This is a genomic window from uncultured Sphingomonas sp., from assembly GCF_946477935.1.
Lineage (GTDB): Bacteria > Pseudomonadota > Alphaproteobacteria > Sphingomonadales > Sphingomonadaceae > Sphingomonas.
In genome coordinates this window covers 1-14,893 of sequence record NZ_CAMLAC010000001.1, presented here as the reverse complement: position 1 = coordinate 14,893, position 14,893 = coordinate 1, and the positions used below count along the sequence as shown (strand labels likewise).

At 65.4% G+C, this 14,893-nt stretch carries 13 protein-coding genes; all 13 read left to right on the top strand.

Annotated features, from left to right (window positions below):
- The first annotated feature begins 26 nt into the window (after nt 1–26).
- Nucleotides 27–653 (top strand): cation transporter, encoded by a 627-nt coding sequence (locus Q0U08_RS00065; RefSeq protein WP_004212870.1) that lies wholly within the window; start codon nt 27–29, stop codon nt 651–653.
- The gene (locus tag Q0U08_RS00060; RefSeq protein ID WP_020486673.1) at nt 653–2,620 is read left to right on the top strand and encodes a cytochrome c/FTR1 family iron permease; all 1,968 of its coding nucleotides are present in this window, start codon (nt 653–655) and stop codon (nt 2,618–2,620) included. Before Q0U08_RS00065 ends, Q0U08_RS00060 begins: the two co-directional genes overlap by 1 nt.
- 73 nt (nt 2,621–2,693) lie before the next feature.
- Nucleotides 2,694–2,990, top strand: coding sequence for a hypothetical protein (locus Q0U08_RS00055; protein WP_007406840.1), 297 nt, complete (start codon nt 2,694–2,696; stop codon nt 2,988–2,990).
- Nucleotides 2,991–3,050: 60 nt separating this feature from the next.
- Entirely contained in the window at nt 3,051–4,328 is a 1,278-nt protein-coding gene (locus Q0U08_RS00050; RefSeq protein WP_004212875.1) for a TolC family protein, read from the top strand.
- Nucleotides 4,328–5,506 (top strand): efflux RND transporter periplasmic adaptor subunit, encoded by a 1,179-nt coding sequence (locus Q0U08_RS00045; protein WP_004212877.1) that lies wholly within the window; start codon nt 4,328–4,330, stop codon nt 5,504–5,506. Before Q0U08_RS00050 ends, Q0U08_RS00045 begins: the two co-directional genes overlap by 1 nt.
- A gap of 3 nt (nt 5,507–5,509) precedes the next feature.
- Nucleotides 5,510–8,755, top strand: coding sequence for a CusA/CzcA family heavy metal efflux RND transporter (locus tag Q0U08_RS00040; RefSeq protein WP_004212878.1), 3,246 nt, complete (start codon nt 5,510–5,512; stop codon nt 8,753–8,755).
- Nucleotides 8,756–8,808: 53 nt separating this feature from the next.
- On the top strand, nt 8,809–9,297 hold the full coding sequence (locus Q0U08_RS00035) for an SRPBCC domain-containing protein (RefSeq protein WP_004212879.1): 489 nt from the start codon (nt 8,809–8,811) through the stop codon (nt 9,295–9,297).
- The gene (locus Q0U08_RS00030) at nt 9,294–9,671 is read left to right on the top strand and encodes a hypothetical protein (protein WP_004212880.1); all 378 of its coding nucleotides are present in this window, start codon (nt 9,294–9,296) and stop codon (nt 9,669–9,671) included. The genes Q0U08_RS00035 and Q0U08_RS00030 overlap by 4 nt, the downstream gene beginning before the upstream one ends.
- Nucleotides 9,672–9,718: 47 nt before the next feature.
- Entirely contained in the window at nt 9,719–10,132 is a 414-nt protein-coding gene (locus Q0U08_RS00025) for a hypothetical protein (protein ID WP_004212881.1), read from the top strand.
- A gap of 3 nt (nt 10,133–10,135) precedes the next feature.
- Nucleotides 10,136–10,822 (top strand): ZIP family metal transporter, encoded by a 687-nt coding sequence (locus tag Q0U08_RS00020; RefSeq protein WP_004212882.1) that lies wholly within the window; start codon nt 10,136–10,138, stop codon nt 10,820–10,822.
- Nucleotides 10,819–11,427, top strand: a complete 609-nt coding sequence (locus Q0U08_RS00015) for a cation transporter (protein WP_004212885.1) — start codon at nt 10,819–10,821, stop codon at nt 11,425–11,427. Before Q0U08_RS00020 ends, Q0U08_RS00015 begins: the two co-directional genes overlap by 4 nt.
- On the top strand, nt 11,424–13,925 hold the full coding sequence (locus tag Q0U08_RS00010; protein WP_004212886.1) for a heavy metal translocating P-type ATPase: 2,502 nt from the start codon (nt 11,424–11,426) through the stop codon (nt 13,923–13,925). The genes Q0U08_RS00015 and Q0U08_RS00010 overlap by 4 nt, the downstream gene beginning before the upstream one ends.
- The gene (locus Q0U08_RS00005; protein ID WP_004212890.1) at nt 13,922–14,671 is read left to right on the top strand and encodes an HAD-IIB family hydrolase; all 750 of its coding nucleotides are present in this window, start codon (nt 13,922–13,924) and stop codon (nt 14,669–14,671) included. The genes Q0U08_RS00010 and Q0U08_RS00005 overlap by 4 nt, the downstream gene beginning before the upstream one ends.
- Nucleotides 14,672–14,893: the final 222 nt, after the last annotated feature.

Sequence of the window (14,893 nt, the reverse complement as noted above, 5' to 3'; positions counted from 1 at the left end):
CGACTGGAGGTGGTAAGGAAGGCCGCATGAATGCTTCTACCGAAAGCTGCGGGTGCCACGGGGAGCCCGCGCGCGCGCAAACCGATCCGGCCTATCGCCGTGCGCTGCTGACCGTCGTGGTGCTCAACCTCGGCTTCGGAGTCGCCGAGCTGTTCGGCGGGTTCATCGCCGATAGCCAAGCGCTGAAAGCGGATTCCCTCGATTTTCTCGGGGACGGGTCGATCAGCCTTATCGGTCTTCTCGCGCTTGCCTGGTCCGCACGGGCGAGGGCAAAGGTCGCGCTGACGCAGGGGTTGTTTCTCGGTGCGCTTGGCGTGGGCGTAATCGGTTTCGCGATTTGGCGCGCCCTGAACGCAACCGCGCCGGATGCCGAACTGATGGGCACAATCGGCGTTGTCGCGCTCGCGATCAATGTCGTGTCCGCCTTGGTGCTTGCGCGTTTCCGGGAAGGGGACGCCAATGTTCGCGCGATCTGGCTGTTCAGCCGCAACGACGCGCTCGCCAATGTCGCGGTGATCGCCGCGGCCGGTCTGGTGGCGTGGACAGGAAGCGCCTGGCCGGACCTCGCCGTCGCCGGCCTCATCGCCCTCCTGTTCCTCCACTCCGCTTATGAAATCGTCACTGGCGCTCGGCGCGAACTGGGAGAGCGGTAGTGCGTCTGCTCACCTTGATCCGGGCAATGCTCTCGCTGCGGCTGCTCGCCGCGCTCGCTGCGCTGCTGATCCCTGCTGCGGCATTCGCCGAACCCGGCGACGTGCAAACCGCATGGCGGCTGCTCGACTATATGGCCGTCGATTATGGAGGCGCGGTCGCGAACGGTCGGATCAAGAGCGCGTCGGAATACGCCGAAATGAATGAGTTTGCCGCGTCGGTCTCGACACGGCTTCAAGGCCTGCCGGCGAAGCCGGAGCGCCAAGCCCTCATTCAGCGGGCCGCCAACCTCCAAGCGGTAATCGCGGAAAAGGGATCGACTGAACAGGTGGCAACACTGGCGCACGGGCTCGCGGCCGATCTGCTGCGCGCCTACCCGGTGCCGCTCGCGCCCGATAAGGCTCCGAACCTCGTCTCCGGCCATGCCCTGTTCCAACAATCCTGCGCGTCCTGTCACGGCATGACGGGCAACGGCCGTGGCCCCGACGCCGCCAAGCTCGCGACACCCCCGATCGCCTTTACCGATGCCGAACGTGCGCGCCAGCGCAGCGTCTTCGCGCTCTATCAGGTGGTGACGCAGGGCATCGACGGGACGGCGATGCAGAGCTTCGCCGATCTGCCGAACGATCAGCGCTGGGCGGTAGCATTCCGAGCCGGGAGCTTCGCCTTCACGGACGCGCAGGCGCGCGAAGGCGAGCGGCTGTGGAAATCCGATCCGACCCTTCGCCGTCGCATCCCGGACCTGAAAACCCTGGTCGCACTCACCCCGGCCGCGCTCGGCGCGGCGATCGGCGACGCCAAGGCTGACGCCGTGCTCGCGTTCCTGCGTCGCCACCCTGAACAGGTGATGCAACAGGCTCCCGGCTCGCTCGCGGTCGCCCGCGCCAAACTCGCCGAAAGCGTGGCCGCTGCCCGGCGTGGCGATGCGCGGATGGCAAAAGAGCTGGCGCTGTCAGCCTATCTCGATGGGTTCGAGCCGATCGAACCAACGCTCACCGCGCGCGACGCGACGCTGATGGGCCGAATCGAGGGCGCCATGGGGGAGTTCCGCGCCGCGATCGACCGGGGCGCATCGCCCGATGATCTCGCGGAGAAGGTCACGGTGCTGGGCGGCTTTTTCGATGATGCAGAAGCGGCGCTCGCGCCCGATGCCGCCACCGAGGCGTCCACGTTCCTGGGCGCGTTCACGATCCTGCTGCGTGAAGGGCTCGAAGCCCTGCTCATCGTCGTCGCCATGATCGCGTTCCTGCGTAAAGCCGAGCGCGGCGAGGCGCTGCGGTACGTGCATGGCGGCTGGGTCAGCGCGATCATCGCGGGCGGGATCACCTGGGCGGTCGCCACCTATGCGATCGGGATCAGCGGTGCGAGCCGGGAGCTGACGGAAGGGTTTGGCTCGCTGTTCGCCGCGGTCGTGCTGCTCTCGGTCGGGATTTGGATGCACGGCAAGGCGCAGGCCGATCAGTGGCAGCGCTATATTCGCGAGAAGATGTCGCGGGCGCTCTCGGGCGGGTCGGGCTGGTTCCTGTTCGGGCTGGCGTTCGTCGTAGTTTATCGCGAGGTCTTCGAGACGATCCTGTTCTATGCCGCGCTTTCGGCGCAAGGTGACAACGGGATGCTTCTCGCGGGGGCCGGGTCGGCGATTGGACTGCTCAGCCTGATCGCTTGGGCCATGCTTCGCTACAGTCGCAAGCTGCCGATCGCGCAGTTCTTCCGCTATAGCTCCTGGCTCATGGCGGTCCTGACCGTCGTGCTGGCGGGTAAAGGCGTCGCCGCGCTCCAGGAAGCCGGCCTTATCAACATCGCACCGCTCGCGGACGTGCCACGGCTGTCGATGCTCGGCGTGTTTCCCACTTGGCAATCGGTGCTGGCGCAACTCCTGATGGCGGTCGCCATTGCGGTCGGGTTCGCCTGGAACGGGCGCGACCGATCCCGCTCGGGTTCCGGCTCAGTGACCCTTGGTTCGAATTAGTGCAATGACATGAAAACCCTTCCGTGATAGAGGCAAGCTAGTGCGAGCCTTTTTGCCTTTCCTGACATGCCTGATGCTGGTCCTGACCAGCTTCTCCGGCATGGCCCATGCCGCCGATCTGGCGGGGGGAAGCATCGCGGGCGTTGAGTTCACGGTCCATACCGCCGGTGACATCGATCAGGTGCCATCGGACTCGGACAAGAATGTCCCGCATCATCACAATTATTGTCACGGACACGACGTCGGCGCGCCTGCGCGCACGACGATGGAATATACCCCCGTCCTCACAGTGCCCAAGCCGACAATCTCCGCCTCTGCGTCGCTCGACGGCCGCACCGGCATGGTCCATTTGAGGCCCCCCCAAGCCTGACGTCCGATTTGGGCGTGCGTTGGCGCGCCCCTGTCGATCATCGTCAGGAGTCCTATTTTCATGAATCGTATCCTCGCGGCCATGCTGGCCGCAGCGTCTTGCGCCACGATGGCGCAGGCGCAGGTCGGACCGTCCGCGCCTGTTGCGCAGGATGCGCCGGTCTACACGCTTGACCAAGCGGTCAGTGCAGCGGGCGGTTCGGCCCCTGCTGCGGAAGCGGCGACAGCTGGAATCGACGCGGCCCGTGCAGGTCGCACAGTCGCCGGCTTGCGGCCCAATCCGGTGGTTCAAGGCCAAGTCGAGAATGTCATCGGCTCCGGGCCGTATCGGGGGGTCCGCAGCGCGGAAACCACGGTCGGCTTTGCGATCCCGATCGAGCTAGGCGGCAAGCGCGGCGCCCGCGTCGCGGTCGCCAATGCGCAATTGTCCCGGGCCGAGATCCAGGCCGCGATCATCGCGGCGGATGTCCGGCTTCAGGTAACGCAGCTCTATGTCGAAGCGGTCGCGGCCGATCGCCGGGTAATGACAGCCCGCGATCAGGCCCGGATCGCCAGCGATGCGCTGCGGGCCGCGAGCGTTCGCGTGCAGGCAGGGCGGGCATCGCCACTCGAGCAACAGCGCGCGGATGTCGCGCGTATCAATGCCGACGCCAATGTGGAGCGGCAGCTTCGCTTGGCCGAGGCGGCCCGCGCCAATCTGGCGCGTCGGATCGGACGGCCGATCGACGGCCTGCTCGATGACACGCTGCTCGATCGCCTTCCCGGTGTGAACGTCTATGGGCCGTTGGCACCGGTCAACACGACCGGCACACTCGCGCTGGCGGCAGCCAACGCGGATTTCTCCATTGCCGAAGCCGGCGTGCGGCTCGCGCGCGCCAATCGCGTGCCTGACCTGAACGTCGGGCCGTCGATCCGCCGCCTGGAAGCGACCAACGACATGGCGGCGGTGTTCAGCGTGTCGATCCCGATCCCGGTGTTCAACAATGGTCGCGCCGCGATTGCGCAGGCGACCGCGCAGCGGACCCAGGCGGATGCGCAGCGCCGCGTGACCGCGCTCGACATCGAACAGGCGATCACGGACGCGCAGGCGCAGGCGGCCAATGCCGCAACGACGGCTCGTGCGGCGTCGGGGCCGGCGCTGGCGGCTGCACAGGAGGCCGCCCGCATCGCGCGGATCGGCTATCGCGAGGGCAAGTTCGGCCAGCTCGAATTGCTCGATGCTGAACGCACGCTCGCCGAAACGCGGGTCGCCGCGATCGACGCGCTTGCCAATTACCAGAATGCCCGCGCGCAAGTGGAGCGACTGACCGCTCGTGCGCCCAATGGGGGGAATCAGTGATGAAGAGCTTTTATCTCGCGGGCGCGGCGTCGCTCGCCCTGCTCTTGGCTGCCTGCGGCGGCAAGGATGGCGGAAACGAGGCAACTGCCGAAGGCGCAGCTGCCAATGAGACGGCAGCGGGCACGGAAAAGGGCGGTGCTGAAGGCGGTCATGCCGGTGAAGGCGTCGTCACATTGGGTGCCGACCAGATCGCCACAGCGGGCGTCCAGGTCGGACGGCCGATCATCGGCGGGGCCGGGACGATCGAGCTGCCCGCGATCATCGAGGGCGACCCACAGGGAACGCAGGTCGTCTCGGCCGCAATTGCGGGACGCGTGGTCGCGCTCACCCGTAACCTCGGCCAATCGGTCGGACGCGGCCAGACCATTGCGGTCATCGAAAGCCGCGAGGCGGCGCAGATCAAGGGCGAGGTCGAGGCGGCGCGGGCGCGGCTTCAGCTCGCTAATTCGAACCTCGCGCGCGAACAGCGGCTGTTCGCGCAGAGAGTCTCCCCTGAACAGGATCTGATCGCCGCCCGCACAGCGGCGACGGAGGCGCGGATCGCCCTGACGCAGGCGCAGAGCATGGTTTCGGCGGCGGGTGTCGGCGGCGGCGGGCTCAACCGGCTCGGCATTGCCGCGCCGATCTCGGGCCAGATCATTGCGCGCCCCGTGACGCTGGGACAAACGGTCGCGGCGGATGCCGAACTCTATCGCATCGCCAACCTGAGCCAGGTGTCGATCGCGCTTAATCTCAAGCCCGAGGATGCGGGCCGGGTGCGTCCCGGCAATACGGTGCTGGTGAAGGCGGCAGGCCGTCAGGCGACCGCCCGCGTGACCTTCGTGTCGCCGGCGCTTGATCCGCAGACGCGGCTCGTGCCTGCGCTCGCCACCCTCGACAATCGCGGTGGCGAATGGCGGGTCGGCGAGCCTGTGACGGCAGCCGTGCAGCTCACGGGCAGCGGCGGGAGCGGGGCGGTCCGCGTGCCGACGACGGCGGTCCAGAGTTTCGAGGGCAAGTCGGTCGTGTTCGTGCGCACGCCCACCGGCTTCAAGGCGACCCCGGTCCAGCTCGGCGATGCGTCGGGCGACACGGTGATCGTCCGGTCGGGCCTGACCGGCAACGAACAGATCGCCACCACCGGAAGTTTCACGCTCAAGGCCGAGATCGGCAAGGGCGAAGCGAGCCACGAGGATTAAGCCATGATCGCCCGTATCGTAACCTGGGCGGTCGAGAAGCGCTGGCTAGTCCTGCTCCTCACCGTCATCGTCGCCGCCATCGGCGCCTTTTCCCTCTACCGGCTACCGATCGACGCGGTGCCGGACATCACCAACAATCAGGTCCAGATCAACGTCCGCGCGCCTGCCCTCTCGCCCGAGCTGGTCGAGAAGCAGGTGTCGTTTCCAATCGAAACCGCGCTCGCCGGCACCCCCGGCCTGGAATATACGCGCTCGTTGAGCCGCAACGGCTTCGCGCAGATCACGGCGGTCTTTTCGGACGCGACGGACATCTATTTCGCCCGCCAGCAGGTGGGCGAGCGTCTGCGGGGCGTGCAAGAGAATCTGCCCGACGGCGTGAACCCTGAAATGGGTCCGATCGCGACAGGCCTGGGCGAGGTGTACATGTACACCGTTCGTCTCGATCATCGCGAGGACGACAAGCACAAGCCCGGTGAACCGGGCCAACAGCCCGATGGCAGCTACATCACGCCAGAGGGCGAGCGACTGACGACCGAAGAGGACAAGGCGACCTACCTGCGCACCGCGCAGGACTGGATCGTGACGCCGCTTCTGAAGACCACACCGGGCCTCGCCGGTGTCGACTCGATTGGCGGTTACGCCAAGCAGTTCCTCGTCGTGCCCGACGTGCAGAAGCTGGCCTCGCTCGGCATCACGCTGACGGACCTGGGAAATGCGCTGGAGCGCAATAACACCAGCGTCGGCGGTGGCTTCGTCAATCGCAATGGCGAAGGTCTGGCTGTTCGCTCGGATGCGCTCGTTCGCAATGCCAGCGAGTTGGCCAGGACCGTGATCGCGACACGTAACGGCGTGCCGATCACGGTCGAACAAGTTGCGACTGTGAAGACGGGTCAGGCGATCCGCATGGGTTCGGCATCGGAGAACGGTACCGAAGTCGTCGTCGGCACGGCGATCATGCGGATCGGCGAGAACAGCCGCATCGTGTCGACCGCGGTCGCTGAGAAACTGAAGACGATCAACGCTTCGCTGCCTCCTGACGTCGTAATTCAGCCGGTGCTGAACCGCACCGAGCTGGTCAATTCGACGATCAAGACGGTCGCGAAAAACCTGTCCGAAGGCGCGGTGCTGGTCATCGTCGTGCTCTTCCTGCTGCTCGGCAACTTCCGTGCGGCCCTGATCGCGGCGTTGGTCATCCCGATCACCATGATGCTGACAGGCTTTGGTATGCTGCGCGCTGGGGTCTCGGCCAATCTGATGAGCCTTGGGGCTTTGGACTTCGGTCTGATCGTCGACGGCGCCGTCATCATTGTCGAAAACGCGCTGCGCCGGCTTGCCGAGCAACAGCATCATGAAGGCCGATTGCTCAGCGTCAAGGAACGGCTCGCGACCGTGGCAGCCGCTGCGCGTGAGATGATCCGTCCCTCTGTGTACGGGCAGGCAATCATCATCCTCGTCTACGTACCGCTGCTCACGCTGACCGGCGTGGAGGGTAAAACGTTCGGACCGATGGCGCTGACCGTCATCATCGCGCTCGCCTTCGCCTTCATCCTCTCTCTCACCTTCGTGCCGGCGATGATTGCGATCTGGCTGTCGAAGAAGGTCGAGGAGAAGGACGGCCGCATCATCACGTGGCTGAAGAAGCGCTACGAACCCGGTCTCGACCGGGCCATGAAGCGCCCGACGCTGACGATCGGTGCGGGTGTGGGAAGCCTTGTGGTGGCGGCGCTTGCTTTCACTACGCTCGGCTCGGTGTTCCTGCCGCAGCTCGACGAAGGCGATTTGCTGATCCAGTCGCTCCGCATTCCGGCAACGTCGGTCCAGCAGAGCCAGGCGATGCAGGTGCCGATCGAGCGGATGATGTCGAAGCAGCCGGAGGTGCAATTCGTCTATTCCAAGACGGGCACCGCCGAGCTGGCGGCCGACCCGATGCCGCCGAACGCGACCGACATGTTCGTCATCCTGAAGCCGCGCAAGGATTGGCCGGATCCTGAGCTTCCCAAGGAGGAGCTGGTCAGCCGGATCGAGGGTAATCTCGCGAAGATTCCGGGAAATGCCTACGAGATCACCCAGCCCATCCAGATGCGCTTCAACGAGCTGATCGCCGGCGTGCGCGGCGACATCGCGGTGAAGGTGTTCGGGGACGACTTCAACCAGATGAACCGGACGGCCGAGCAAATCGCGGCGGTGCTGCGCAGAACGCAAGGCGCAGCGGACGTGAAGGTGGAGCAGACGACCGGTCTTCCCATGCTCGACATTCGCGTCAACCGCGACGCGATGGCGCGGTTGGGCGTTACGGCTCAGGATGTGCAGGACACCGTGACTGCGACGATCGGCGGGCGAACATCGGGCCAGATCTTCGAGGGCGACCGTCGCTTCCCCGTGGTGATCCGCCTGTCGGAGGCGCAGCGTGCCGACATCGGCCTGCTCCAACAGGTGCAGGTGCCGGTGGCAGGCGGCGGCTATGTACCGCTGTCCAGCGTCGCCGAGATCAAGGTGGTCGATGGTCCGAACCAGATCAGCCGCGAGAACGGCAAGCGGCGCGTGGTGGTGCAAGCCAACGTGCGTGGCCGCGACGTCGGATCCGTCGTGGCGGATGCGCAGGCGGCGATCGGCAGCCAACTCCGGCTGCCTGCCGGCACCTATCTCGAATGGGGCGGCCAGTTCGAGAACCTCCAATCGGCAAGCGAACGGCTGAAGCTGGTCATTCCGGCTTGCTTCATCTTGATCCTGCTGCTCCTCTACGGGGCGTTGGGATCGGTCCGCGACGCCGCGATCGTGTTCACCGGCGTGCCTTTCGCGCTGGTGGGCGGCGTCCTGTTGCTGTTCCTGCGGGGCATGGACTTCTCGATCTCGGCGGCAGTGGGCTTCATCGCCCTCTCGGGCATCGCGGTCCTCAACGGCCTCGTCATGGTCAGCTCGATCCAAGATCTGATCCGATCAGGGATGAGCCGCGAGGAAGCCGCGCATGTTGGCGCGATGCAGCGTCTGCGACCCGTCATCATGACCGCGCTAGTCGCCAGCCTCGGCTTCGTGCCGATGGCGCTGGGCGAAGGCGCCGGCGCAGAGGTTCAAAAGCCTTTGGCGACGGTCGTCATCGGCGGTCTGATCTCGGCGACGCTTCTTACGCTGTTCGTGCTGCCGACACTCTATGCCCGGTTCGGGCAGAAAGTGATCGAGAAACCCGAGCACTACAATGAGGAGCATGAAGGGGACGACCACGGTCAGACCTTCGTGAACAACTTGGCCTGATGGATGGGCGGGGCGATCCGCGATCGCCCCGCCCATCTCTGGGAGATGGGGATATGCCTCGCACCATAACCAGCTCGATGCTTCACGGCGGGCCACTGCGCATCTGGTCGGCACTCACCGATCCGGATCATCGCCGGGCGTGGAGTCCGCTCGTATTTCTCGATGATCCGTCCCGGCTCGGCGACACAGAATGCACCTTTGCGATCCAGGGCATCACCCGGCCAATTCGGACGCCAGCACGGATTGATCGATTCGATAAACCGCACGCCTTCGCTTGGTCCTGCGGCATCCCCTATCTGTTCACGCTCGAAGAGCGGTACGAGCTGGCGGGGGACGATGGCGGCACCAGGCTAACGCATAGCTGCACGCTGCGCGGGGCGCTCTCCCTGCCGTTCGCGGCGATGATGTTGCGCCGCCTGCGATCCCTGATGGTCGAATCTGACGATCGCCTCGCAACCTATCTCCGCTGGCGGGTAGGTCAGCCTGCCCGGGCTATCAATCGTCAGCGCGTCCCCTTCCGCTACAGGAGGAAGGCGCGATGATGATGCACTGTAAGCGGGTGCTGCCCGCCGTCATCCTCGTTGTCGGGCTCGCGGCGTGCTCGGAAAGAAAGCCGCCAGCCCCGCCAACGGAGCAGCAGATCCATTCGTCCGACAGCGCCGTGGCGACCGGGGAAATGGGGCGGCATAGATATCGCTGTTCCGACGGGGAACCGCTGTTCGTCGATTACAAGGACAACGGCCTGCAGATCGATTTGCGGCGCTCCAACGGGGGACCGCCGATGATGCTGACCGCGCCAGCGCAGGGCCTGCAATATGTCGGCGAAACAGCCACCGCGACCTTCAAGGGGTCGCAGCTCACCATCGTGGAAGGCGATGGCCGTACCCGGATCTGCGAGCGGGAAGGCACGCGATGAACTGCCCTGCCTTCGAACGCCACAGGGCGCTTCGTCGGAAGAGACCGATGTCTGACACGTCGATTTCAAATGTGACAACCTTGTGCGGCCTGAATCGGGCCGGTCTGGCGATCGCGCGCCTCGGCGTCGTTCTCGTCTCCGGGGCGGTTATAGGGGCGTGTAATCCAGCGCCGACCCAGCCTACCGAGCCGGCGCATGAAAAGCATCTGACGTCGAAACTAATCGCGCAGCGCATCATGTACTGCGACGACGGCACACGCGCCGATGTCGACTTCATCGATGACGGCTTGAAAATGGCCGTCACCTGGCTGCCGAAGGGCAGGACCGAGATCCTGCGCGCGCAGCGAACCGGTGACGAGTTTCGCGGCGACCATTCGCGGGCTGTCGTGGCGGGCGGATCGATCGCGTTCACGCGACGCGGGAAGATCCGCGTCTGCCACCGAACCCCGGAGGAGTCCTAGGAAATGCAGGCACTGCTCTATACGCTTGCGCCTGTGCTGGCGGTCGTGCTCGGCGCGATTGTCGCGAGCCGCACCAAGTTGAAACCTGGCCTCGTGGCGGGCCTACAGCATCTCGCTGCCGGCGTCGTGTTCGCGGCGGCAGCGACCGAAATCCTGCCGCAGGTCAAGCATGAGGCATCGCCCAGCGCGACGTTGATCGGCGGGGCGGCGGGCGTCGCGACCATGCTGGGGCTCAAGGCTCTTGAGGCCCGCTTCAAGGGGCCGATGGCGCTACTCGCCGCGATCGGCATCGACATTCTGGTCGACGGCCTGGTGCTCGGCCTCGCTTTCGTGGCGGGCGAGAAGGCAGGTCTCCTGCTGACGATCGCGCTCACTCTGGAAGTGTTATTTCTGGGACTGACGCTGACCGACGAGCTGGCGGAAACCTATCGCTCGCGCTTGCGCATCATCGTGATCGTCTCGGCATTGGCCCTGCTGCTGCCGATCGGCGCGCTCGCTGCCGTGCCGGTCGCCGCGCTGTCGCCGGTGATGATCGCCGGCTTCCTCAGCTTCGGGCTGATGGCGCTGCTCTACCTCGTCACGGAGGAGTTGCTGGTCGAGGCGCACGAGAAACCCGACACCCCGCTCATCAGCTCGATGTTTTTCGTCGGCTTCCTGGCCCTGCTGACACTTGAGGAGATGATGGGATGATCCCGGGCAACGACAACAATGGCGGGCAGGAGCGCCGCACACTGTGGATCGTCCTGCTGCTGAACGCGGCGATCGCTGCGGGCTTCTTCGTTTCCGGCTTCTTCGCGGACTCGAGCGCGCTGATCGCCAACGGCGTCGACAACCTGTCCGATACGGCTGTGTATGCGCTGAGCCTTGTGGCGCTCACCCGGGGCCAGACATGGAAGACACGCGCCGCGGTCGCTTCGGGCGTCATGCTGCTGATCTTCGCGGGCGGCATCTTGATCGATGTCGGACGGCGCTACGTGCAGGGCAGCGAGCCCATCGGACCTACCATGATGGTCATGTCCGCGATCGCCGGCGTCGTGAATTACCTCTGCCTGCGGCTGCTCCAGCGCCTCAAGGATCCGGACGTCAATCTCCGGGCCGCAACCACCTTCAGCTTCAACGACTTCATTTCCAACGGCGGCATCCTGATCGCCGGCGTGCTGGTGCTGTGGTTGGGTACCAATTGGCCGGACCTGCTGGTCGGCTTCGCCACCGCCATCATCGCCATCAAGGGCGGTGTCGAAATCCTGCGCGACGCGCGCGCCGAAACCAAGAAAAGCGAAAGGAGGTCGTCATGAACGACAAGCTCGAACTCGACATTCCAGTGTTGTTGCCGGACCTTCCTGACGCGGCCGATGCCTGCCTGGACCGTCTCGTATCAACCCTGTCAAAGCGCGAAGGTGTCGAGCGGGCGCATGTGATCTGTCTCGACGGCAACACGCCAGCGGCGCTGTGCATCCATTTCGATGCCGCCAAGCTGCCGCTGCCACGGTTGCGCGAAATGGTGCGCGCCGCAGGTGCCGAAATCACCGAGCGCTACGGCCATGCGATCTGGCAGGTGACGGGGATCAACCACGAACGTCGGGCGCGCACGGTCAGCGATGCGCTGTGCGCCTTGCCCGGCGTGGTCCAGGCAAGCGCCAGCACCAGCGGGTCTGTCCGGGTCGAATATGATCGCCGCGAAACCACCGAAGAGGAGGTGCGCGCTGCGCTTCGCAAGCTGAAGGTGAGGGTGGGCAAGCGGGTCGCTGCCGATGAACATGCCGGCCACGACCACGGCCCCGGGGGCCACGGCGCGGGCGAAGAGAAGCACGGCCCCGGCGATGGCCACGACCATAGCCACGCCGAATTTCTCGGCCCCAATACCGAGCTGATCTTCGCGCTCGCCTGTGGCGCGCTGCTGGGGATCGGCTACGCGATCGAGAGGCTGGTCGCTGGCGCGCCCGAATGGCTGCCGACCGCCTGCTATATCGCAGCCTATTTCTTCGGCGGATTCTTCACGCTGCGCGAGGCGATCGACAACCTCCGGATGAAGAAGTTCGAGATCGACACGCTGATGTTGGTCGCTGCGGCCGGCGCCGCTGCGCTGGGCGCATGGGCCGAAGGTGCGCTGCTGCTGTTCCTGTTCAGCCTCGGCCATGCGCTTGAGCATTATGCAATGGGCCGCGCCAAGAAGGCGATCGAGGCGCTGGCGAAGCTCGCGCCCGAAACCGCGACCGTGCGACGCGGCGGGCAGACCAGCGAAATCCCGGTCGAGCAGATGGTCGTCGGGGACATTGCCATCGTCCGCCCGAACGAGCGCCTGCCTGCCGACGGCTTCGTCATCAAGGGCACCAGCGCGATCAACCAGGCCCCGGTCACGGGTGAAAGCATCCCGGTCGACAAGGTGCCGGTCGCAGATGCCGCAGCGGCACGCGCCAAGCCCGATGCAGTCGACGCGGAAAGCCGGGTTTTTGCTGGTACGATCAACGGCGGCGGCGCGATCGAGATCGAGGTGACACGCCGTTCCAATGAAAGCGCGCTTGCCAAGGTCGTGAAGATGGTGAGCGAAGCGGAGACGCAGAAGTCGCCGACGCAGCGCTTCACCGACCGGTTCGAACGGATCTTCGTGCCCGCCGTCCTGGTCCTGTCAGTGCTCCTGCTGTTCGCATGGGTGGTCGTCGACGAGCCGTTCCGCGACAGCTTCTATCGCGCGATGGCGGTGCTGGTGGCGGCAAGCCCGTGCGCGCTCGCGATCGCAACGCCGAGCGCGGTCCTGTCGGGCGTTGCCCGTGCAGCGCGGGGCGGCGTGCTCGTGAAGGGCGGTGCACCGCTCGAAAACCTCGGGTCGCTCAAAGCGATCGCTTTCGACAAGACGGGCACGCTGACCGAAGGTCGTCCGCGCATCACTGATGTCGTGCCCGTCGATGGCGCCGATGAAGGCGAGTTGCTGGCGCTGGCTGTCGCCGTCGAAGCGTTGAGCGACCATCCCCTGGCCCAAGCGATCGTCAAGGACGGCCGCGAACGTCTGAACGATCGTGCCGTGCCGACTGCCGGCGACCTCAAGAGCCTGACCGGTCGGGGCGTCACCGCGAGCGTGGATGGCGAGACGGTGTGGATCGGCAAGGCCGAGATGTTCGGAAGTGAGGGCATTCCGGCGCTGGGGCAGGGCGCGCAGGACGCAATCGCGAAGCTGCGCGAGAACGGCCGCACGACAATGGTGGTCCGCAAGGGGGACCGCGACCTGGGCGCGATCGGCCTGATGGACACGCCTCGCGAAGCTGCCAAGACCGCGTTGCGTCGGCTGCACGAGATGGGCGTGTCGCGGATGATAATGATCTCCGGCGATCACCAGAAAGTCGCCGAAGCGATCGCCGACGAAGTCGGGATCGACGAAGCGTGGGGCGACCTCATGCCCGAAGACAAGGTTGCCGCGATCAAGAAGCTCGCCGGCGAAGACAAGGTCGCGATGGTGGGCGACGGCGTGAACGATGCGCCGGCGATGGCAAGCGCCACGGTCGGCATCGCGATGGGCGCGGCGGGGTCGGACGTTGCGCTGGAGACAGCCGACGTGGCGCTGATGGCCGACGATCTGGCGCACCTGCCATTCGCAGTCGGTCTTAGCCGCCATACCCGTGGAATCATCCGGCAGAACGTCTTCGTCAGCCTGGGTGTCGTCGCCTTCCTGGTGCCTGCTACCATCCTCGGCCTCGGCATTGGGCCAGCGGTGGCGGTTCATGAGGGATCGACGCTGCTCGTCGTCATCAATGCGCTCAGGCTGCTCGCCTACCGCGATCCGGCAGGGAAGGCGGCATGAAGTGGCTGATCGCCTTCGACCTCGACGGCACGCTTGCCGAGAGCAAGCGGCCGTTATCGGAGGATATGGCCGCAATCCTCGCCCGATTGCTCGCCATCACGGATGTGGCGGTGATCTCGGGCGGGGACTGGCCGCAGTTCGAAAAGCAGATCGCCTCGCGCCTTCCTGCCGGCGTCGCGCTCGACCGTCTCTGGTTGATGCCGACCACAGGCACGAAACTCTATCGGTTCATCAATGGCGCTTGGCGCGCGGTCTATGCCGAACTGTTCGACGACGCGGAGAAGGCGAAGATCCGCACGGCCTTCGATCAGGCGCTGACCGATGCCGGTCTCGCCGACGAACGTATCTGGGGCGAACGGATCGAGGACCGGGGCAGCCAGATCACCTTTTCGGGCCTGGGGCAGGCAGCGCCGCTGAAGGAAAAGGAAGCGTGGGATCCTGACCGAAAGAAGAGGACCGCGTTGCAGGCCACGTTGCGCGCGAAGCTGCCGGAGCTCTCGATCAATCTCGGTGGCACGACATCGATCGACGTGACCAGAGCAGGGATCGACAAGGGCTATGGCCTGAAGCGCCTGAGTGCCGAGAGCGGTGTCCCGCTCGACGGGATGCTGTTCATTGGGGATGCGATATTCCCCGGTGGGAATGACTATCCCGCTGCTGAAATCGGCCTCGACACAGTGAGGGTGCGCGACGTCGCGGAAACCACCGCCGTCGTGACCGCCATCATCGCGTGTCTGCACCGATAGGATCAAGATACATGGTCGGCTCCATCGCGGAATGCCGCATTGTCAAAGCTCTGGCTTCTGTCGCTTAGGGCAGCGCTTCCTAAAACGAAAAGAAGGCAATGTGCGCGTCTCCGCGAACAAAGCCTCCAGCGATCAATCTAAGAGATTCCGCCGCGCTTCTCAATCGTAGGGGGCGTTTGCGGGAGGGGGCGGAATCCTACGCTAAGGATTTGGGCCAGCGAT